The sequence below is a fragment of the Ralstonia sp. GX3-BWBA genome, from assembly GCF_003290055.1.
GTDB lineage: Bacteria > Pseudomonadota > Gammaproteobacteria > Burkholderiales > Burkholderiaceae > Ralstonia > Ralstonia holmesii.
On the sequence record NZ_QMKS01000024.1, the window covers coordinates 589,548 to 610,482 of the forward strand.

Consider the following 20,935-nt stretch of genomic DNA (forward strand, 5'->3'; position numbering starts at 1 on the left):
AGGCACATATTGTAACAATCGGCCCGCAAGACTCGCGCCCGCGCCCTCAGGTAGCATGCGGCGACCTTCATTGCCCCAATTGCGCCATCCGCCATGCCTACCGTCGCCCTGTCTGCCCTCGTTGCCCACGCGGTCGCGGCCTTGCTCATCGCAAGCGTGCCAGTCGTGGCGTGGTTCTGGCTGCGGCGGCGCTTTGACCTGGCATGGCGCGACATCGGCGTGGGTGCGGCGGTGTTTGTCGTGTTTGCGCTGGTGCTGGAACGCACGCTGCATTTGTACCTGCTGCAGCTCAATCCGACCACGGCGCACTGGCTGCGCATGCCCGTGCTGTTCGTCATCTACGGCGCGCTGATGGCCGGCTTGTTCGAGGAAAGCGGCCGCTGGCTCGGCCTGCGTTTTCTCGTGCGCAAACCGGGGGATGCCGCCACACCGGTGGCGTACGCGCTCGGTCACGCGGGCATCGAGGCCTGGCTGGTCGGTGCGGCATCGCAGGTCCAGATGGTGATGTTCGGCATTGCCGCCAACCGCGGCGAGCTGGAATCGCGCCTTGCCGCCAGCGGCGCCGATGCCATGGTCGGGACGATCCACGCCATGCTGGCGCAGCTGTCGCCATGGCTGGCGCTCGGTGCGGTGAGCGAGCGCATTGCGGCGATGCTGATCCAGTTCACGCTCACGTTGGTGGTGTGGCACGCGGTGCGGCAGCGGCGGTTTGTGATTGTCGTGCTGGCGGTGCTGCTGCATGCGCTGGCGGACTTGCCCGCTGCGCTGTACCAGGTCCATGTGCTGCCCCTGGCGGTGACCGAAGCGATCTACGCCGTGGCGGCCGTGCTGCTGGCAGCAACGTGCTGGCCCCCGCAAGGCGGCCGCAAGATCGGCGAATCCTCGCTGCGCTAACTGCTGCGGAAGCGGTCCGGCTCGATCCCGTGCCGGTTGAGCTTGTCGTACAGCGTCTTGCGCGGCACGGCCAGCAGATCGGCCGCGCGTGCAACGTTGCCCTCCGTGGCGCGCAGTGCTTCCTCGATGGTGGTACGTTCGACCGCCATCATCCGGCCCGCCAGGGAATGCTGGCTCGCTTCCGAAACCACCAGGCCATCGTCCAATCCGAGGCAAAAGCGTTCCGCCACGTTCTTGAGCTCACGCACGTTGCCCGGCCAGTCGTGGTGCTGCCAGCGCATCATGTCCTGCGCAGACCAATCGGGCGCCGCACGCTCGTAGCGCACCGCGGCCTGCTGCAGAAAGTGGGCCATCAGCAACGGAATGTCTTCGGCACGCTGGCGCAGCGCCGGTAGCGCAATCGATACGACATTCAAGCGGTAATACAAGTCCGCGCGGAACTGGCCGTGATCGGATGCATCCTTCAGGTCGACCTTGGCGGCGGCCACCACACGGCAATTGACCTGCACGCTCGCGTTACTGCCCAGCCGTTCGATGCTGCGTTCCTGCAGCGCACGCAGCAGCTTGGCCTGCAGCGCCAGCGGCATCGATTCGATTTCATCCAGGAACAGCGTGCCGCCATCTGCATATTCCATCTTGCCGATGCGGCGGCGGTTGGCGCCTGTGAAAGCGCCCGCCTCGTGGCCAAACATCTCGCTCTCGAACACGGACTCCGGCAGCGCCGCGCAATTGAGCGCGACGAACGGCCCGCGACGTCGGCTACCTTCGTGAATGGCACGCGCGAGCACTTCCTTGCCCGAGCCGGTCTCGCCCGTGACGAGGATGTCAGCATCGGTGGGAGCCAACGCGGTGACGAGCCGGCGCACGTTCTGCATGACGGCGCTCTGGCCGATCAATGGGTACGCCTGCCGGCCCTGCAGCGCTTCACGCAAACGCAGATTTTCGGAAGTGAGCCTGCGCTTTTCCAACGCGCGCCGCACCACGTCGACGAGGCGCTCGGAGTGGAACGGCTTCTCCATGAAATCGTAGGCGCCCGCGCGCATGGCGGCCACAGCCATCGTCACGTCACCATGACCGGTGATGAGGATGACGGGCAACTGACGGTCGTGCTGCAGCATCTCGCGCAGCACAGCCAGGCCGTCGCGGCCGGGCAGGCGCACGTCGGTGACGACCACGGCCGGCGTTTGCGTGGCGAGTGCGGCCAGCGCGCTTTCCGCATCGGCAAAGGACTGCACTGGCACATCCGCCAGCGTGAGTGCTTGCTCGCAGCCCAGGCGCACCACGTCATCGTCTTCGATCAGGAAGACGGGCGCGTGGTCGATGGGGGAAGGGTCCGGCGTACCGTGTTCAGTCATGTGGGTTTCACAACGCGTTCAAGCTCGATGATGAATTCTGCGCCACCCGCATCATCACCCGCATTGCGACCTTCGAGCCGGCCACCAAAGTCTTCGATGATCGCCAGCGAAATCGCCAAGCCAAGCCCCAGGCCCTGACCATCGTCCTTGGTGGTGAAGAACGGCTCAAACAGACGCGGCAGCACATCGGCGGGAATGCCCCGGCCGAAGTCGCGCACGGTGATGCGTACCCATTTCTCGATGGGTTCGACGCTCACGCGCACGGTAGGCGAGTCGGCTGCGGGGGCCTCGGCGGTGGCATCAATGGCGTTGCGGATAAGGTTCACGAGCACCTGCTCGAGCCGCACAGCATTGGCCCAGACCGCAAGATCGGCCGGCACCGGCTCGGCCACCACCGTCACGCCGGCCTGGCGGCGACGCGTCTCAACCAGCATCAGCGCCTGGCGGATGGCCTCGTCCACCGACACGGCAGCGCGTGCCGCATCGCCCTTGCGCGAGAAGGCCTTGATGTGCGAAACGATACGCCCCATGCGCTCGGCAAGCTGGCTGATGTGGGTGAGGTTGCCGCGCACTTCGTCGATGCGGCCGCGCTCGGCAAGCTGGTTGGCGTTATCGGACAGCGTGGTCAGCGCGGTGAGCGGCTGGTTGAGTTCGTGCGTGATGCCGGCGGCCATCTGGCCGAGCACGGCGAGCTTGCCGGCCTGCACTGCGGCATCGCGCGTTTCGCGCAGGATGCGTTGCGCGGCATCGAGCGCTTCGACCTTGCCGGCCAGCGCGGTGTTGGCGGAAGTCAGCTCCGCAGTGCGTTGTGCGATGCGCGCTTCCAGATCACGCTGGATTTCGCGCAGTGCGGCGCGCGCGCGGTGCTGCTCTTCGCGCCGGCGCGTACGCAAACGCAAAGCAACGAGTACGGCGAAGATCAGCGCCATCGCAAACGCGGCACTCGCACCGGCCACCAACGCCGTGCGCTGCTCATCGCGCGGGTCGATCAACACGGCGACCTGCCAGCCGAGCAGGCCCACCGGGCGGTACTGCACGCGCAGTGTCGACGCCGATTTTCCGGGCAACGCCACGCGCACAGTCTGCGGTGGGTGGTCCGCAGAAAAGGGTACGCTCGCGGCTTGCCCGTCGGCCATTCCGAGCGGCGCAAGTACGTGGGGCGCGTACTGGCGCGTCGCGTCGAGTGCTGCGCGCTGGTCCGCGCTCAAGGTGCCGAGCGTGCGGTATTTCCACTCGGGTACGGACGACAGGAAGATCACGCCGTGCCGATCCACCAGCAGCACCGTATCGCCGCTGCGCGACAACGTGGCCTCGAACGCATCGAGGTTGACCTTCACGACCACCACGCCGATCGGTTTGTTGTCTTCGCGCACGGGGGCAGCCACGAAATAGCCCGTCTCGCCCGTGGTATTACCGACACCGTAGAAGCGACCGAGCCCCTCGCGCATGGCCTCGACAAAGTACGGGCGGAATGCGTAGTTCTGGCCGACGAACGAGGTCGGCAGATCCCAGTTGCTGGCCGCAATCGTGAGGCCTGTCGTATTGATCAGGTGTGCGGCGGCCAAGTCGGTGGCCGCCTGGACTTCTTTCAGATAGGCATTGGCCGCGCGACGCATGACGGCGTCGCCAGCCTGGGGATTCTCTTGCAGCGCGACGTGCAGCACGTGCTCCAGCGCCGCCAGCCTGGGCAATGATTCATAGCGCGCCAGCGTGCTGCGCAGGTTCTGTGCGTAGAACGTGGTGCGCTGACCGGCCTCCTCGGCGCGCGTGGCGACGTAGCGCTGCAGGGCGACAGCGTAAGCGCCCCACCCCGCTGCGCCGCAACATGCCGCCATGGCCAGCGCGACGGCCACGCGCCAGCCACGACCGCGTGCGGGTGGGGCAAGGTCGGCGTGGCCGTCGGTTGGCGACATGGGTCAATGTTCGATGCGGGAATGCTCGCGAGTATCGCGCATGAACACGTACACCAACAGCGACAGGAAGATCGTGCCCGTCACATACCAGTAGAACAGCGACTCGTGACCCGCCTGCTTGAGCCACAGTGCGATGTACTCCGCCGTGCCGCCAAAGATTGAGACCGTGAGTGCATACGGCAGGCCCACGCCCAGCGCACGCACTTCCGCGGGGAACAGCTCGGCCTTCACCACCGCGTTGATCGACGTATAGCCCGAGACGATTACCAGCGCGGCCATGATCAGGAAGAAGGCCGTCCACACGTTGGTGGTCTGGCTGATGCCGGTCATGATGGGCACGGTGAACAGCGTACCCAACACGCCGAACGCAATCAGGATCGGACGGCGGCCAATGCGGTCGGACAACCCGCCCACGATCGGCTGCAGCATCGCGAACAGCAGCAGCGTGGCGCCGGACACCAGCGTCGCCGTGTCCTTCGACAGCCCGACCGTGTTGGCCAGGAACTTCTGCATGTAGATCGAGTACGTGTAAAACGCCACTGTACCGCCCATCGTCAGGCCCACGACCGTCGCAACGGCACGCGGATGCTTGGCCAGTTCCGACAGCGTGCCGCGCTTCTTGTTTGCCTTCGCGGCGGTAAAAGACTGCGTTTCCTCCATGTGCGAGCGCATGGCCATTGCCACCAGCGCACACAGCGCGCCGACAAAGAACGGAATGCGCCAGCCCCACGCCTCAAGCTGCGCCGGCGACAGCACGAACTGCTGCAGCACGATCAGCAGCACCAGCGCCGTCAGTTGGCCGGCGATGAGCGTGACGTACTGGAAGCTCGAGTAGAAACCGCGGTTTTCCTTGTTGGCGACTTCGCTCAGGTACGTGGCCGAGGTGCCGTATTCCCCACCGACCGACAGCCCCTGCAGCAGACGGGCCAGCACCAGCATCACCGGTGCCGCAACGCCGATGGTCGCGTAGCTCGGCGTAAGCGCAATGATGAGCGAGCCCGCGCACATGAGCACCACCGAGAAGAACAGTGCGCGCTTGCGGCCGTAGCGATCGGCGTAGATGCCCATCAGCCAGCCGCCCACCGGGCGCGCCAGGAAGCCGACCGCAAACACCGCCGCCGTATTGAGCAGCTGCGCGGTCTGGTCGCCCTTCGGGAAGAATGACTTGGCAAAGTACAGCGCAAACGCCGAGTACACGTACCAGTCGTACCACTCGACCAGATTGCCAATCGAACCGGAGAAGATGGAACGCAGACGACGGCGTACGTCTGCGGGAGTGTCTTTGGTGGGGGCCTGCGCGGGCGAAAAGTCGCCCGTGACCGCACCAGCCTGAGGCTGCGTCATGGTGTCTCCTTGGAGCGTTGGCGGCGGCCTTTGCTGGTGACGTGTCGCACAGAGAGCTGCGTGTGCGACGTCCGAGCGGTCCGCCGGTTTATGGGTGGTTGCTCTTACTCAAGAAGCATTCCATGCGGAAAACAGGCGCGTCGATCCGCCACAAAAGCCCATGGCACAAGGCTTTGCGAGAAATCGACGGAACGGCGGGAGATAGGGGGAGTGTGCGGTTTCTCAGAATCGGCCGAGCGGCCTGTGCGGAAACCCGCACGACCGATTCTGAAAGAGGTGAGGCTCAGGCGGCCACGCTCAACGGAATGGTGTCGCGGACCAATGAACCCATCTCGGCAGACACATCTTCATGCGTTTGGGACAGACCCAGACGGTCATACAGATACGCTTCAAAGTCAGCACACACTTCCGGATGGCGCAGCGCAAACTCGACCGTCGCCTGCAGGTAACCAAATTTGCTGCCGCAATCGAAACGCTGACCACGGTAGCGATAAGCCAGGATCTGCTCTTCAGCGAGCAGGCTCTGGATGGCGTCCGTCAACTGCAACTCGCCGCCCGCGCCAGGCTTGAGATTGCGCAGATGATCGAAGATGCGCGGCGTCAGGATGTAGCGCCCGACCACGCCCAAGTTGGACGGTGCATCCTTCGGCGCCGGCTTTTCGACGATGCCATCGAGCTTGACCAAGCGGTCATCCCATTCGCGGCCGGCCACCACGCCGTAAGAACGCGAGGCTTCCGGCGCAATCGTTTCGACGCCGACGATGGAGCAACGGTAGTGATCGTAAAGTTCCGTCATCTGCTGCATCACGGGCGGCTGGTTGTCCAACAAGTCATCGGCCAGGATCACGGCGAAGGGTTCATCGCGTACCAGTTTCTGCGCACAGAGCACGGCGTGGCCGAGACCCAGAGTCTCGGGCTGGCGGACATAGAAGCACTCGACGCCGGGCGGCTTGATGGACTGCACCATCTCCAGCAGCGCATGCTTGTTCTTGGCGGCCAGCTCAGTTTCCAGTTCGTAGGCCTTGTCGAAATGGTCTTCGATAGCGCGCTTGGCGCGGCCCGTAATGAAGATCATCTCCGTGATACCCGCAGCGGCAGCCTCTTCCACCGCATATTGGATCAGCGGCTTATCGACGATCGGGAGCATCTCTTTCGGGCTCGCCTTGGTGGCGGGTAGAAAACGTGTACCGAGTCCTGCCACGGGAAACACGGCCTTGGTGATCTTCTCGTTCATGACAGCTCCATTGGTGAGACGTAGCGTCATGAGCAAGTCATATGCCAGCGCAAGCCAAGCGGTCCACCCTTTGATGGAGCACGATCTGGCGTGCCCCGCGCAACGTTGCGGGCACTGCATCGGCGCCTTTCCTACAACCGGTTGCAACTCCGTCGCACCAACTTTCAGCGCCGAAAGTCGAAAAGCGTACCCAATTCTGCGTGCAGTTTTACGCCAACGTAAGGTGTGCACGACCAGTAAGTACCCGCTAACAGCGCGTCAGGAAATCAGGAGGATGGCTTGACCCAGCCGCGCGAGACTGGTGGGGTGCGTTCCGGCGTGCGCCGGTAGGCGTCGATTTGCGTGTTCAGTTGCGCGACCTCGGCTTCAAGGGTGCGGATACGCTGGCGCAGTTGATCGGCTTCGTTTTGCGTCTGCTGGCGCACCGCATCGTTCTGCAAGCGCAGAAAGCGCTCCGTACCCGCCAGCGCGCTGGCCGCCCCCTCCAGGCGGGTCACGGTTTCCATGGTCTGCTCCAGGCGCTCGAGCGTTGCGTCCGTCAACTTGGGGGGCACGGCGGGCGCCGTGGCAAGCGCCTCGCCGAGACGGCGCTCCAAGTCGGCCATCGCGGCCTGCAATTGCCGATTGCGCGCGGCTTCGTGTTCCAGCGCGCGCTCCGCCACCTCGGCGCGGATGCGCGCTTCCATCCATTCGGCGCCCGCACCGGGCGCGCCAATGGCGCGCGAGGCAATGCGGTTGCGCTCATCACGTGCCGAAAGCGTACCCGTTTCTGCGTGCGCCAACGGGATCGGCCACAGCTCGACCGCATCCGCGGTGACACCGTTTGCAACCGGCCCGCGCCCCTGCGCTCGATCTATCGCCTTCTGTAACGTCGTATTGCTCGGACGCCGGCGTAGTCCCGCCTCCGTCAACCACTGCACGTAGCGCCGAACGCCATAAATACGACGCGTCACGGCGTGGACGGCTTCGATCACCTCATCCAGGAACACCGCGTTGTCGTGCGGGAAGGCGATATCCAGCCTCCGGATCGCTTCAACGATCCGCTGCTGCTGCTCAGCCGAGAAATAGAGACCGGGGCGTGCCATAAGGGCTATCAGGTGTCTATATAGTGTACATCAAGGGTTAAAAACCTCAAATACATTCATATATACATCATTATTTTAATATTGAATAAGTGTAGTTGCAGTCCAATCCTGAATAGTTGGCATGCCCTACCAACGCCGCATCTGCTTGTTTCGGCGCACGTTTAGTGGTGAAGCAGCCCGTCCGTGGGACGCACCCGACGCATATCAGCCCGCGCAGAAACGGGTACGCTCCACACGCCGGCGAGCGTCCGGCACGCGAAATTGGGGCAAAAAAAAAGCGCCCTGTTGGGCGCTTATGGCGAACAAAACTGCGTCGAAACTACAGTAAGGCGACGTCCAGGCCGAAGCGGCTTTTCAGTGCCTCGACCAACGATTCTCGTGCGCCTCGATCTCCCAGCTTCACATCAAGCATCACGCGTCCGGAATCCCACTCCTTAATTGTGCCGAGAAGATCACCTTCAGCGCTTCGGATCTTGTACTGGCGGCTGACTTCCTTGACCTTGCGGGTACGCCCCTCCTGAGCCACCTTACGGATCTGCTCCACGTCGCGGCTGGAGAGCCCCTCTTCGAGCACGCGATGCACGAGCTCACGCGTGCGGTCTTCGCCAGCGCTCTTGAAGTACAGCGTCAGCTCATATCCGGTCGCGATACCAATGCCAGCCGGTCGCTCCTTCATCACTTCAAGCACCGATTCCGGCAGTTTCAGCAGCGCCAATGTCTTGTTGACCGTTCCCGCGGATACGCCGGTAATTTCACAAATATCTTCTTCTTTTTTAACTTTTCCTTCATCTAGCAGCTGCCGCCACGCGATGGCGTTGTCCAGCACGGATTGGCCGGAACGCTGCTCGTTCAAGACGAAGGACAGACGGTAGAAATCGATGTCAGACAGGCCGTCTTCGATGAAACAGTCCATCTCGGCCTTCCCAGCAGCGGCCAAGGCACGCTTCCGATAGTGACCGTCGATCAGGACATACCACCCTGGCCGCGCGGGGTCTGGCGCCGCCAACCCAGGCGTCTGCTGACCATGTGTAGCGATGGATGCCGCCCGCTCCTGAACGATCTGCGGATCGTAGATGCGACGGGCGTTGAGCGGATTTTCCTGCAGCCGCTCAAGCGAAACCTTGATCACCCGGCGTTCGGAAGTATTTGCAGGTGCGGGACTTTCAGCGCTGAAAGCGGAGGCAGGAGCCGCTTGCCCAAGCAGGCCGCGGGGGTGCGATGTAATCGCTTTTTCTGCCAAAGCAAAGCGATCAACCGGTGTCGCCTTGGTCTTCTCTGCAGCAATGCCGGCCAGCATGCCGTCTTTGAGCGATTTCAACTTCGCGCTCATACACGTTCCTCCTGCAACAACTGCAACACCTCGTCAATCAAGATGTCGACTTCACTAACGGCTTCCCGGGCGCCCGACACGCCATGCACCGTCGCACCGATTGCCTGACATTCACGAAATGCAGAGCGTGAGCCGATCATGGATTCCATCAAAGGAATATCGCCATCATCACCAAGAATTTCAATTGCTTGCTTGGCAAGCGAGACACGCCGCTGAACCATGTTCGCCAGTACGCGAATACGCAGCGTCTCGTTGGTGACCTGCGCTTGCTGGGCCAAAGCTTTGGCTGCCACCGCAGCCCAAAGATCGGGCGGTGACGGCACCACAGGGATGAGCGCAATGTCGGAGATCAGCAGCGCACTTGACGACGATGGCGAATGGACGGCCGGAGGGCAATCAACCACGATGTAGTCATAGTCCGCCACAAACTTGCGGACCTCTCGGTGCATGGCGCCGCCAGACGGCGCCAAACCGATCACTGAAGCCGGGAAGGGCTTGTCTTCCGGCGCCTGAGCGGCCCACCGTGTGGCCGTTCCTTGCTCGTCCATATCGACCAGCAGCGTCTTATTTCCCCGCAAACCAAGGGTTCCGGCGATGTGCATGCTGACCGTGGTCTTGCCGCAGCCGCCCTTCTGATTGAATACCGTTACGATCTTGGCGCTCACTGGCCCTCCACTTTCAGCGCTGAAAGTCAGCAGCGCTCATCTTAGGGAAGACAGCACGAAAACACAAGATCGATAAAATTCAATTCGTACAAATTTAATTGTAAAAATGGGCTAAAGGGATCATCCACACGTGGTTTTCGATTCACCTAAATTGAGATGTAAATGCGCCTTTAACGCACAACTTCATGTGTTCAACCCTGTATTTACGGGCTTCCTAGGTGTTTACCAGCGAGATGCATAAAAGCGACATTTTGGAAAAATGTCGCCCATCGACACTGTGCCCCAAACTGGTTATGATGCTTGGACAGTCGTTTGAAGACTTTGTCTACGCAAGATTCGGAATTAGCCGGTTCTTCGTGCGATGTCCGGATCGGCTGGACGACGTGTTTTTTGTTTTTTAAAGGAATTTTTGCATGGCCACGGGTACTGTCAAATGGTTTAACGAAACCAAAGGCTTCGGCTTCATCACTCCAGACGGCGGCGGCGCAGATTTGTTCGCGCACTTCTCCGAAATTCAGGGTTCGGGCTTCAAGACCCTGAAGGACGGCCAGAAGGTCACCTTCGAGGTGAAGCAAGGCCCGAAGGGTCTGCAAGCCTCGGCGATCAAGCCGGAATAAGTTTCGGGCTGATCGCCTGAGATGAAAAAGGGGAGCTTCTGCTCCCCTTTTTTTTTGCCCGCCACTTCTGCGTTTTGCGTCAGGCCAACTTCCGTACGCTGGTACGCGAAGGCTGCAGAATCAGCGCCTTAGACGAGTCAGCATCCACCTTCGCGTCTGGATAGACAACCAGCACGTCTTTCAGCGCCTTACGGAACAACGCTCGGAATTTCCGCTCGCTTTCGGTCTCGGTGCCGAATTGCATCTGCAGCGCTTCCCAAGGGATCTCTGTACGCTTCTGGATCGTAAAGAAGCGGTAGGTAAGCCACGAATACACATCCAGCGCAAACGGCGACTGCTTGAGCGCCTTCAACGCACGCATATCCACCGGCACAGGCCGATTCACGAGTTCGTTGAAGAACGGTTCTGACAGCACCACGAAGCTCTCGAACATCGAGCCCTGGCCGGGCTGCATTGGATCCCACCAGGTCGACAGCTGATCGGCCAGCAGGTAACCGATGCGATCGATCGACAGCGGTTCCTGGTTCTGATTCTGGCTGCTGGGCGCAGACTTGTTCTGCACGATGGCAATCGTGGCAGAGAACAGGCGAATCATCTGCTGGCGCACCAGCGTCATGGTGCCCCGCTTGCCGCCCGTGGCCATCGGGATGCCCAGGTTATACATGAACTCGGACAACGAGTTGCCCAGCGAAATGCGACGGTCTTCCACCGTGCCCTGGAATTCGCCACGCTTCTTCTTGGCCATGATCTCCTTGCCGATCCAGGCCAGCATCAGGCGTGGATACGAGCCATAGGGATAGCCGAAGGAGACGGTCTCGGAGACGATGCGCTGCCGCCCATTGCTGGCCCGCTCCGAACGTTGTTGCGTGAAATAACCCGGTTGGATCATCAGCGAGATGTTGCCGCTCGACCGCGTCCAGACCGGCGGCGCACCTTTGGGAGCCCGATAGGGAAGGGTGACCTGCACGCTGGCGCGGCTGAGAAAGCCGACCTCGCCGCTTTGCCAGGCGTCTTCGCGTTCCATCGCCTGCGCTTCGTCGAACAGGCGCTGAAACTTCTCCGGCGCGGCAATGACTTGCCCTCCCGAGGGGACGATGATGCGGCCGGGCGAATTGTCGTCCGGTTTCCCATTGGGTGTTAGGCGTTTGGTGACCATGGTGGGCAAGAATTGTTCAGAGCCTTTGTACTAAAACGCCTTCGCCTTGTCACGCAGAATTGGGTACGTTTTCTGAATTTTGCTCGTTGTCGCGGGAAGGGCATCGGTGGGCAACCGTTAAGGTTGTCCACGGAAGACCTTTCCTCACTACCAGCTATATATACCTTCTATGTTTACTACAGGTAAACCGTATACGCGGCCCGCAAAGCCTTGCCAGCATTCGGTTCAGTGGGGTAAACCGAACCAGATTCTGCGAAGGTGCGAACCAGATTCTGCGCGACGGCGTACCCGCTTCTGCGCCAAACCGTACCCGCTTCTGCGCATTGGGCGTACCGGAATCTGCGGGGACAACATCATGTTGTCCACAGTGTTATCCACAGAAAACAAGGCTAGGAGGGGCACGATTCGGTGTGTTTCTGCGCACGCGTACCCGTTTCTGCGGCTGATTCGGCCATTTTCGGGGCTGGCTCAGCCTGACAGCCGCCGAAGCGTACCTGTTTCTGCGTGAGCAAGGGCGATTTCGGCGCGTACTTGCGTACCCAAATCTGCGAGTGCGTCGCTACCCCCTGACGTTTCTTCCCTTCTTATTACGCCATTACTGCAAAAGCGAGTACACGCTTCGTCCGGCCAGCCCACGCGCCAAGCGTACCTGTTTCTGCGTGGCGGCCCGCAAGCTGCATGTGGCAGCACCTCACCGAGCCTGTCGCCTGGATGGGCGAATTCTGAACTTTCATCGCTGAAACCTGCACGAGAGGATGCGGTTTACGGAGGTCTCGTGACGCCGCGTTCTGGCCGCCGTACCTGTTTCTGCGGGTAAAAAGCCTTATTGGCCAAGGGCTTGGCGCGGCGGCTTGCAAATAAAGCGTACCTGTTTCTGCGGGGCATTGCGCAGAAACGGGTACGGCCAATCTAATGCCGCTTTCGCAGAAACGGGTTCGCTTTGAGCCGAGCCCCGGCGCCATCACGCGCAGAAACGGGTACGGAGTGCTCTTCAAAGGCGCGCAGAAACGGGTACGCCATCGCTTTTCGTCACGCGCTCTTACATTTGCAGAGGTTCGTACCCGTTTCTGCGGAGACAGGCGCAGAAATGGGTACGCCAATCGCTGCGCATGCCTCGCGGCATCGGGTGTTCGCAGAAACGGGTACGGTTTGTCGGTGGAGTCACGCCCTTTGTTGCCGAAGTGGTGCCTCTTGCCGGGCGAGTGCGCGCGCCCGGCGTTTCGGGCATCATGCGCATCCCGCGCGCCGGCCTGGCACTTGGCTGGCGCGTTTTCCATCATTCGATTCGCATGAACCGTATTTCGACCGCGCCGCCTTGGGGCGCCGGAAGCTTGCTAAGAGTAGCCTCGCCCCATGGTGGGCGTGCATCGGGGGAGCCAGCCGCAGGACAGCGCCGGCCAGCGATGACACTTCACAACAAGAGGAGACAACCTGAATGACCTGGCTCGCGCGCACCTTCAAGCTCGAGGAACACCAGACCGACGTCCGCACGGAAGTGCTTGCCGGGCTGACGACGTTCCTCACCATGGCGTACATCATCTTCGTCAACCCGAACATCCTGGCTGACGCGGGCATGCCGCACGACGCGGTATTTGTCGCTACCTGCATTGCCGCGGCAATCGGCACGATCATCATGGGGATGTACGCGAACTACCCGATCGCGATGGCGCCGGGCATGGGGTTGAACGCCTACTTTGCGTACGCGGTGGTCAAGGGCATGGGCTTTACGTGGCAGGCGGCACTGGGCGCGGTGTTCATTTCCGGCTGCCTGTTCTTGCTGGTGAGCGTGTTCCGCATCCGCGAGATGATCGTCAACGGGATTCCGCATTCGATTCGCGTGGCGATCACGGCGGGTATCGGGCTGTTCCTCGGCATCGTGTCGCTGCGGGGTGCGGGGCTGATCGTCGGGAATCCGGCGACGCTCGTGACGCTGGGCGATGTGCACCAGCCTTCGGTCATCCTGGCGGTGATCGGCTTCTTCGTGATCGTGGCACTGGACCACCTGCGCGTGAAAGGCGCCATCCTGATCGGCATTCTGGCCGTGACGGCAGCGAGCTTCTTCTTTGCGGGCAACACCTTCCACGGCGTGGTGTCGATGCCGCCGTCGCTCGCGCCGACGCTGATGCAGCTCGACATCATGGGCGCGCTGTCGGTGGGCATCCTGAACGTGGTGCTGGTGTTCTTCCTCGTGGAGCTGTTTGACGCGACCGGCACGCTCATGGGCGTGGCCAACCGCGCGGGCCTGCTCAAGCAGGGCAAGATGGACCGCCTGAACAAGGCGCTGCTGGCCGACAGCACGGCCATCATGGCGGGCTCCCTGCTGGGCACTTCGTCGACCACCGCCTATATCGAAAGCGCTTCGGGTGTACAGGCCGGCGGCCGTACGGGGCTGACCGCGCTGACGGTGGCGGTGCTGTTCCTGCTGTGTCTGTTCTTCTCGCCGCTGGCTGGCGTGGTGCCGGCTTACGCGACGGCGCCAGCGCTGCTGTATGTGTCGTGCCTGATGTTGCGCGAACTGGTGGATCTGAACTGGGAAGACACCACCGAAGCCGTGCCGGCCGTGCTGACGGCGCTGATGATGCCGTTCACGTATTCGATCGCCAACGGCGTCGCGTTCGGCTTCATCACGTACTCGGGGCTGAAGCTGTTCACGGGGCGCATGCGCGAGGTGCCAATCATCGTGTGGATCATCTCGGCGGTGTTCCTTTTCCGCTTCTTCTATCTGTCGAGCGGGCACTGAGCGCCAGCGTCTTCAAGCAACGCACAATGAACGCGGACTCTCGGGTCCGCGTTTTTTTTTTGGGAGCATTTGAGCCAAAGCGTACCCGTTTCTGCGTGCGATTTTGGGGCTGAGCGTACCCGTTTCTGCGGGCCACTGATGACGATTCAGTGGCGAAGCGTACCCAATTCTGCGGACGACGTAAGCGACAACTGTCGCGCGAATCATGCCGACAATTGGTTTCGACGATGTGTGAATACAGCATCCGCACAGGCCGTGCGTACCCGTTTCTGCGCGATGTGTGGAGGCGTGTCAGGCGGACGGCAGAGCCAGCTTGCGGGCTGCGTCAGCAATGCTGGCGGCCAGATCGGCTTCGCGCGCGCGCACGGCGACGCTTGGCAGGGCGACCAGGCCAAGCGCATGGGCGACCTCATCTGCGGCTTCACCGGCGGCAAGCCGCTCACGCAAATGCGCACCGCGCACGCCGCGCAACGAGGCATTCGCCAGGCGGACGGCCGCGTCGGCGCGGCCCGTGGCGCGGGCGTACTCAGCGGCTTCGCCGAGCATGGCCTTGACGATGAGCAGCAGTTGCGAACGCGAGGCGATGCCCTTGCGCTCGCCGAAGTCGCGGCGCAGGGCGGGCGAGTCGATGATGGTGCCGTCTGCGCGTCGCGGCGATCGCTTGCGCACTGACAGCAGCAGCGGCGTGGCTTCATTCGGCAGCGGCAGCGGCGACAGGCCAAAGGCCGCACGGTATTCGCGCAGCGCAGACATCAACGTATCGCATGGCAGCCAGCGCTGCGAGCGGCCTGTGCCGATCGCCAGCAGCCAGACCGACGTCGGCAGCAATGCGTCGGATGTCGCCTGCTCGGCCGGCACGGCGTGCAGCGCCACGTCGCCCATGCGGGCGGACACCAGCTCCGATACACGCATGCCCGCCTGTGCGAGCAGCACGGCGAGGAAGTGGTCGCGCGCTTGGCGCAAGCGCGCTTCACGGCCCAAGGCGACACGGGCGCGCACGGCATCGATCACCAATGCCATGTCGGATGCGCCAAGTGCCGTGTCCGGCTCGGATGTTGCGACGGACCTGGGCGCAGGCGCGCTCGGCGCGGGCACGGTAATGACGATCGCATCGTCATCGAGAAATGGGTTCACGCGCAGATAGCCCGTGCGCTGCAGCCAGCCGCAGAGGTTTGCCGCGATGATGCCGCTCTGCCGTGTGGAACGTGCCGAGAGCGGGCCGCGCAGCGGCGTCCAGGTGGCATCGTCGCGTTCAATGCCGCGCGCACTGATCGCCCAAGCGGGCGGTTCTTGCAAAAAGCGCAGATACGCCGACGCGTCATCGCGCTGCCAGCTTGCGATCGGCTTACCGAATGTGCGCGCGTACCAGCACACGCGCTCGGCTTCCACCCGGTACTGCGACAGCGTGGAAGCACTCACAGCACGGTCGCCCGAAGCCCGCGCAGCGAGCCACGCCTGCACGCGTTCGCGCTCTTGTGCGAAAGCCTGCAGATCGGCCTGGGAAGCGGCGTTATCGGGAAGGGGCACGGCATCAGCCGGACGCGGTTCGGGCATGCGGAGCGTGTGTGGCGCACGAAGACAAAACAGATCGCGCAAGTATAGCGATCCGCCTTCAAGCCCAGGCCGCGAGACCGGATTGGAGTGGTCATTCAACGGTGGTGGGCACGCGCCATGCTCAATGCGAGAAGGTCGCTTCGTGTGTCGGACGCTTCCGACAAAACGATCGGAACCGGTTCGATAGGCGCGCCTGTATGTGCGCGGCTATCGTCGGCTCCACAAGTCGGCAACAACGTACACGGGCATGCGCGATGTATGCGGCCCGGTTCATGACAGGACTCTCCCTCCGAGGTGGAAGAATGAAGATACAGATCAGGAAAATCGTCGCCGTGCTGGCGCTGGGTTCGTTGGGCGTGCTTGCCGGATGTGGCGGCGGTAACGACGACATCGGGCAGATCATCGGCACCAGCTCGCCGCAATACCGCACGGTGCACGCCAACCCGTTCATCGGTAACGTTGACTTTGGGGTGAACGGCACCACGAAGGTCACCAATGTCGGTTTCAAGAACGTCAGCAACTACTTCGGCATCGACGCGACGGCCAGCACGGCCACGGTTTCGAACACGGGCAGCAGTACGCCGCTGGCCTCAACCGGCTTCACGCCCGCAAACGGCCACCGCTATACGGCGCTCGCCATCGTGGGCGCCAACGGTTCGGCGACGAGCCTGGCGCTGATCGATGATCCGTATAACAAGTCGATCCTGTCGGACAAGGCGCGCGTGCGCACCTTCAACGCTTCGTACAACGCCCCCAACGTCGACGTCTACGTGACCGCGCCGAATGTGGATCTTTCGGCCATTGCGCCGACCATGAGCGGTGCAGCGTATGGCGGTGCTGCACCGGCCAGCACGCAGGATTCGATCTACGTCGATGGCGGAACGTACCAGGTGCGCGTGGCGACGGCGGGGACGAAAAACATCATCTTCACCTCGCAGCCGTTCAGTCTGGCCAACAACGCCGACTGGCTGATCACCACGCTGCCGGCCGGGGGCGTCGGCGCGGTTACCCCGAACGCGATTCGCGTGCTGGTGGCCCAGGCTAACGGCGCCTCGCAGACGGCTTCTGAATTGCCCTCGCAGTAACCTCGCTCCACGCCCTATGATGCGGTGCTGCGGCACCGCATTTTTTTCGCGATGCCCCCGGGAATGAAAACTGCTAGCGAAGGGCGCAATGAGTGAATCCGTAACGGGCTGGTCCGCACCCGTGCGCGCCGCGCGCGAGACGCGTACCGCACTGGCCGCAAGGAAGCAGGTTGATGTGTTCTGGGTAGACGATCCGTTGACGGGTACGCGTCTGCACGTAAGCGCCGGCGCGCAGACGTGGGGCGTGCAGCCCGATTCCTTGTGCGGCGTCCGTGACCGCTGGCTCGTCCATGTGCATCCGGATGACCATATCGCCTTGCGTGCCGCCTGGGAGGGCTTGGCACGGGGGCAGGAGTTTGCCCTCGAATACCGCTGGCTCGGCACCGACGCTGGCCAAATTCGCGAATACCGCGTTCGCGAACGCGGCTACCTCATGCCGAGCCTTGACGGTGCATCCGCCCATGCCGTGGGCGTGGTCGAAGATGTGACGCAGGGCCAGCAGAGCTTTGCGGCGCTCGCCGAGTCGGAATTCCAGTTGCAATGGCTGACCGAAAGCGTGCCATTTCCGCTTGTGCAGATCGACCCCGAGCACCGCGTGCGCTTTGCCAACCGCGCTTACGCAGAGCGCTTTGGCGCTCGTCACGAAGACGTGCTGGGGCACCATCTGCGCGAACTGATGGGCGAGGCTGCGTATGCGCGCATCCTGCCGTACCTGAACGACGCATTCGCGGGGCAGCGCGTCGAATTTGAAATGGAGCTGTCGTACCCGGCCGATGTTGGCCGCCGCTTCGTGCATGCCGCGTATTCGCCGCAGCACGGTCCGGACGGCAGCGTGCAGGCGCTCGTTTGCGTGGTGGAAGACATCACCGAGCGCAAGGAGGCCGAGCACGAGCGCTTTCGCCATCAGCGCGAATTTGTCACGCTGGTCGAGAACGCGCCCGACGTGATTGCCCGGCTCGATCGCGAACTGCGCTGCGTGTATGTCAACCGCGCCGTAACCGAAGCCTTTGGCGTGACGCCTGCCGCGCTGATTGGCAAGACGTTGGCCGCGTCGCCGCTTTCCGTTGACGTCACCCTTCCGCTGGAGGACGCCGCGCGCCGCGCGTTCGCCTTGGGTGCGGAACAGACCCTCGCGCTGCATCTCGAAGTCCAGGACGGACGCCCACGCATTGCGCACTACAACGCGCGTGTCATTCCGGAAGCCGACCGGAATGGTGCGATGGAATCGGCGCTGCTCATCGTCTACGACGTGACCGAGCGCACCGAGGCCGAGCGCGAGCGCGATGCGTTGTTGTTGCGCGAACAAGCCGCGCGTGCACAAGCGGAGGCCGCAGCGCTGGCGCGCGATCAGTTCCTGGCGGTGGTGTCGCACGAACTGCGCTCGCCGCTCAATGGCATCCAGAACTGGGCGTATGTACTGGAGAGCCAGATCGCAGGCGGTGCGCCGCTCATGCAGCGCGCGCTCGCGGGCATCAAGACCGGCGTCGAGCAGCAGGTGCGCTTGATCGAAGACCTGCTGGACGCCACGCGCGTGATGAGCGGCAAGCTGCGCCTGACACGCGAACCGTTCGTGCTGCGCGCGGCGCTGGAGAGCGCGCTCAACAGCGTGCACGCGCTGGCTGCCGAACGGCACACCACCCTGCACACCGCCATTGAACTGGACGATCACGAGATCGACGGCGATGCCGATCGTGTCGAACAGATCGTCTGGAACCTGCTGACCAACGCCATCAAGTTCACGCAGGAAGGTGGCGAGGTTTGGCTGTCGGCCGATCTGCTGGGCGAGGTGGCGCGCATTGTTGTGCGCGATAACGGCCGAGGGATTGCGCCGGCGTTCCTGCCCTATCTGTTCGATCCATTCCGCCAGGCTGACGGTGCGCACACGCGACGCACAGGCGGTCTCGGACTGGGTCTGGCGTTGGTCAAGCGCTTGACCGAATTGCATGGCGGGCGCGTGTATGCGCGCAGCGAGGGCGACCAGCAGGGCACCACCTTCACCGTATATCTGCCGCTGCATGCGGGGGCCGATCTGATCACGCCGCTGGCTGAAGACCCCGAGCGCACCGGGCCGTTGCCCTCACTGGCGGGCCTGCGCGTGCTGCTGGTCGACGATCAGGAGGACGCGCGCGACGCGCTGGCCACCCTACTCACGCAAGTCGGTGCGGAAGTCGGCAGCGTGGGCTCCGGCCACGAGACGATGGCGCTGCTCGACGTCTGGGGCGCGCGGGGCGAAGCAGGCCGCCCGCAGGCGGTGGTGTGCGACATCGCGCTGCCCGATGAAGACGGCTACGCGATCCTGCAGAGAATTCGTGCGTGGGAACACGAACACCTGCCCGCAGGTGCCGCGCCGATGGCTGCCATCGCGCTGACCGCATTTGCGCAACCGCACGATCGTGCTCAGGCGTTGGCCACCGGTTTTCAGGAACACCTGATCAAGCCTGTGTCGCCGTACGACTTGGTGCGCACGTTGCGCATGCTTGCCATGTCTGTTTCCACGACTTCATAGACGCCCCAAGGCACAATTTTTGCGCAGAGAACGGTGAACCACATTCTCTGCCATGCCAGCCGAATTCACTCCGCCCCCCACGCATCCGGAACCGCTGCACGGCAGTCTGCTCGACGGGCTGCGGCAGCCCGCGTGGCGCGTGGCGATGGTGCTGGTGGCCATTGGCGGTACGTTGGTCTTTTTGCAATGGGCGCGGGCGTTTCTGGTGCCGTTCACTCTTGGTGTGGTGCTGGCGTTTGCGTTGAATCCGGTGGTGGTGTGGTTGCGACGGTGCTATGTGCCGCGCCCCATTGCGGCGGCCATCGTGGTGCTCGGCCTGTGGATTGCCGGTGCCGTGCTGGTCTTCGGGATGCAAGACGGGGTCTCGGCCATGGCGGACCGGTTGCCCGTGGCGGCGGAGCGCATGGCAGAAGCCATCGACGGCATGCGTGGGCATATGGGCGGCGCGTTCGACAAGATGCGCGATGTGACTGTCGCACTCGAACATGCTGCCGAAGGCGTGCAGGGCAAGCCGGCGCCAGTGCTTGCCAAACGGTCGCCTGCGGTCGCGGCTCCTGCCGCGCAGCCGGTGCTGCCGCTGCGCGAGTTTCTATGGACGGGTTCCGCCAACCTCTTCGCGCTGGTGGGGCAGCTCGTCGTGGTCTCGTTTCTCGTCTACTTCCTGCTCGCTTCGGGCCAGGCACTCAAGCGTAAATGGGTGCGCGCGGTGGGCAACACGTTGAGCGAAAAGAAGCGCGCGGTGCGCATGATGGCGGTCATCGGCACGCAGATTCAGTATTCGCTGCTGGTGCTGTTTGCAACCAACATCGTGTTGGGCGTACTCACCACGGTGGCCTTTGTGCTGCTCGGCATGGAAGACGCAGCGGTCTGGGGTCTGGCGACCGCCGTGCTGCACTTCGTGCCGTATCTCGGTTCGGTGGTGATTGCCGTGGCCAGCGGCATCGGCGCGTACCTGCAGATGGGCGCGTGGTCGGATGCGCTTGTCGTGGCAGGTGTCACGCTGCTGCTGGCCACGCTGGTCGGCACGCTGCTCGTGACGTGGCTGCAGAGCCGGGCCTCCAAGCTCGATCCGTGCGTGGTCTACATCGGCCTGCTGCTGTGGGGCTGGCTCTGGGGCTTGTGGGGCTTGCTGCTTGGAACGTCGATCACGGCAATGATCAAGGTTGTATGTGATCACGTCGATCGATTGCGCCCGCTCGGTACGCTGCTCGGCACCACAGACGCGCCGGCAGGCGTGTCGCAACGCTTGCTGGACCGACTGCGCGGCCGTCCTACGCGACGTGCGGAACGCGTACGCCTCCCGCATTAATTGCTTTTGGATCACCTTGCGCAGCAAGCGTTACAAGCGCGCATGTAACCCTTACGCAACGATCACGTCGCGACGCTGGCGGATGCATTGGTACGTGGCATTGTCTCCGTCGCGGTGTTGTGCAGGAGTGGTGCAGGTCTTGTCGATT

At 62.9% G+C, this 20,935-nt stretch carries 15 protein-coding genes; 6 read left to right on the forward strand and 9 right to left on the reverse strand.

Features of this window, described 5'->3' with window-relative positions:
- The first annotated feature begins 93 nt into the window (after positions 1–93).
- Positions 94–894: a YhfC family glutamic-type intramembrane protease gene (locus DOD19_RS25235; RefSeq protein ID WP_112188866.1), complete on the forward strand. Its 801-nt coding sequence runs from the start codon at positions 94–96 to the stop codon at positions 892–894.
- Here DOD19_RS25235 and DOD19_RS25240 read toward each other — a convergent pair.
- The 7 genes from DOD19_RS25240 to DOD19_RS25270 all read right to left on the reverse strand — a co-directional run bounded on the left by DOD19_RS25240 (position 891) and on the right by DOD19_RS25270 (position 9,820).
- Positions 891–2,249 carry a sigma-54 dependent transcriptional regulator gene (locus DOD19_RS25240; protein ID WP_112188868.1) on the reverse strand — a complete coding sequence of 453 codons (1,359 nt, stop codon included), beginning with the start codon at positions 2,247–2,249 and terminating at the stop codon, positions 891–893. The genes DOD19_RS25235 and DOD19_RS25240 overlap by 4 nt on opposite strands.
- The gene (locus tag DOD19_RS25245) at positions 2,246–4,162 is read right to left on the reverse strand and encodes a sensor histidine kinase (protein ID WP_112188870.1); all 1,917 of its coding nucleotides are present in this window, start codon (positions 4,160–4,162) and stop codon (positions 2,246–2,248) included. Before DOD19_RS25245 ends, DOD19_RS25240 begins: the two co-directional genes overlap by 4 nt.
- 3 nt (positions 4,163–4,165) lie before the next feature.
- Positions 4,166–5,506, reverse strand: coding sequence for an MFS transporter (locus tag DOD19_RS25250; RefSeq protein WP_024978065.1), 1,341 nt, complete (start codon positions 5,504–5,506; stop codon positions 4,166–4,168).
- Positions 5,507–5,789: 283 nt separating this feature from the next.
- Positions 5,790–6,740 carry a UTP--glucose-1-phosphate uridylyltransferase GalU gene (gene galU, locus DOD19_RS25255; RefSeq protein WP_112188872.1) on the reverse strand — a complete coding sequence of 317 codons (951 nt, stop codon included), beginning with the start codon at positions 6,738–6,740 and terminating at the stop codon, positions 5,790–5,792.
- A 266-nt stretch (positions 6,741–7,006) separates the two neighbouring features.
- Positions 7,007–7,825: a DNA-binding protein gene (locus tag DOD19_RS25260; RefSeq protein ID WP_112188874.1), complete on the reverse strand. Its 819-nt coding sequence runs from the start codon at positions 7,823–7,825 to the stop codon at positions 7,007–7,009.
- Positions 7,826–8,144: 319 nt separating this feature from the next.
- Positions 8,145–9,155, reverse strand: a complete 1,011-nt coding sequence (locus tag DOD19_RS25265; protein WP_112188876.1) for a ParB/RepB/Spo0J family partition protein — start codon at positions 9,153–9,155, stop codon at positions 8,145–8,147.
- A complete protein-coding gene (locus tag DOD19_RS25270) occupies positions 9,152–9,820 on the reverse strand; it encodes a ParA family protein (RefSeq protein WP_024978061.1) in 669 nt (222 codons plus the stop codon). The genes DOD19_RS25265 and DOD19_RS25270 overlap by 4 nt, the downstream gene beginning before the upstream one ends.
- A 413-nt stretch (positions 9,821–10,233) precedes the next feature.
- On the opposite strand from DOD19_RS25270, the gene DOD19_RS25275 reads away from it, so the two are divergent.
- Positions 10,234–10,437, forward strand: a complete 204-nt coding sequence (locus DOD19_RS25275) for a cold-shock protein (RefSeq protein ID WP_004632415.1) — start codon at positions 10,234–10,236, stop codon at positions 10,435–10,437.
- A gap of 79 nt (positions 10,438–10,516) precedes the next feature.
- Here the strand turns inward: DOD19_RS25275 and DOD19_RS25280 are convergent, their stop codons facing one another.
- A complete protein-coding gene (locus DOD19_RS25280; protein WP_004632417.1) occupies positions 10,517–11,593 on the reverse strand; it encodes a replication protein RepA in 1,077 nt (358 codons plus the stop codon).
- 1,435 nt (positions 11,594–13,028) lie between these two features.
- Here DOD19_RS25280 and DOD19_RS25285 point away from each other — a divergent pair.
- Entirely contained in the window at positions 13,029–14,333 is a 1,305-nt protein-coding gene (locus DOD19_RS25285; protein ID WP_112188878.1) for an NCS2 family permease, read from the forward strand.
- Positions 14,334–14,624: 291 nt separating this feature from the next.
- Here the strand turns inward: DOD19_RS25285 and DOD19_RS25290 are convergent, their stop codons facing one another.
- Positions 14,625–15,887 carry an integrase gene (locus DOD19_RS25290; RefSeq protein WP_112188880.1) on the reverse strand — a complete coding sequence of 421 codons (1,263 nt, stop codon included), beginning with the start codon at positions 15,885–15,887 and terminating at the stop codon, positions 14,625–14,627.
- 302 nt (positions 15,888–16,189) lie between these two features.
- Here DOD19_RS25290 and DOD19_RS25295 point away from each other — a divergent pair, with 302 nt between their 5' ends.
- The 3 genes from DOD19_RS25295 to DOD19_RS25305 all read left to right on the forward strand — a co-directional run bounded on the left by DOD19_RS25295 (position 16,190) and on the right by DOD19_RS25305 (position 20,787).
- Positions 16,190–16,972, forward strand: coding sequence for a DUF4397 domain-containing protein (locus DOD19_RS25295; protein WP_024978058.1), 783 nt, complete (start codon positions 16,190–16,192; stop codon positions 16,970–16,972).
- 88 nt (positions 16,973–17,060) lie between these two features.
- Complete coding sequence (locus tag DOD19_RS25300; protein ID WP_112188883.1) at positions 17,061–19,478, forward strand: PAS domain-containing protein; 2,418 nt, start codon at positions 17,061–17,063, stop codon at positions 19,476–19,478.
- Positions 19,479–19,530: 52 nt separating this feature from the next.
- Positions 19,531–20,787, forward strand: coding sequence for an AI-2E family transporter (locus DOD19_RS25305; protein ID WP_024978056.1), 1,257 nt, complete (start codon positions 19,531–19,533; stop codon positions 20,785–20,787).
- The last annotated feature ends 148 nt before the right edge of the window (positions 20,788–20,935 follow it).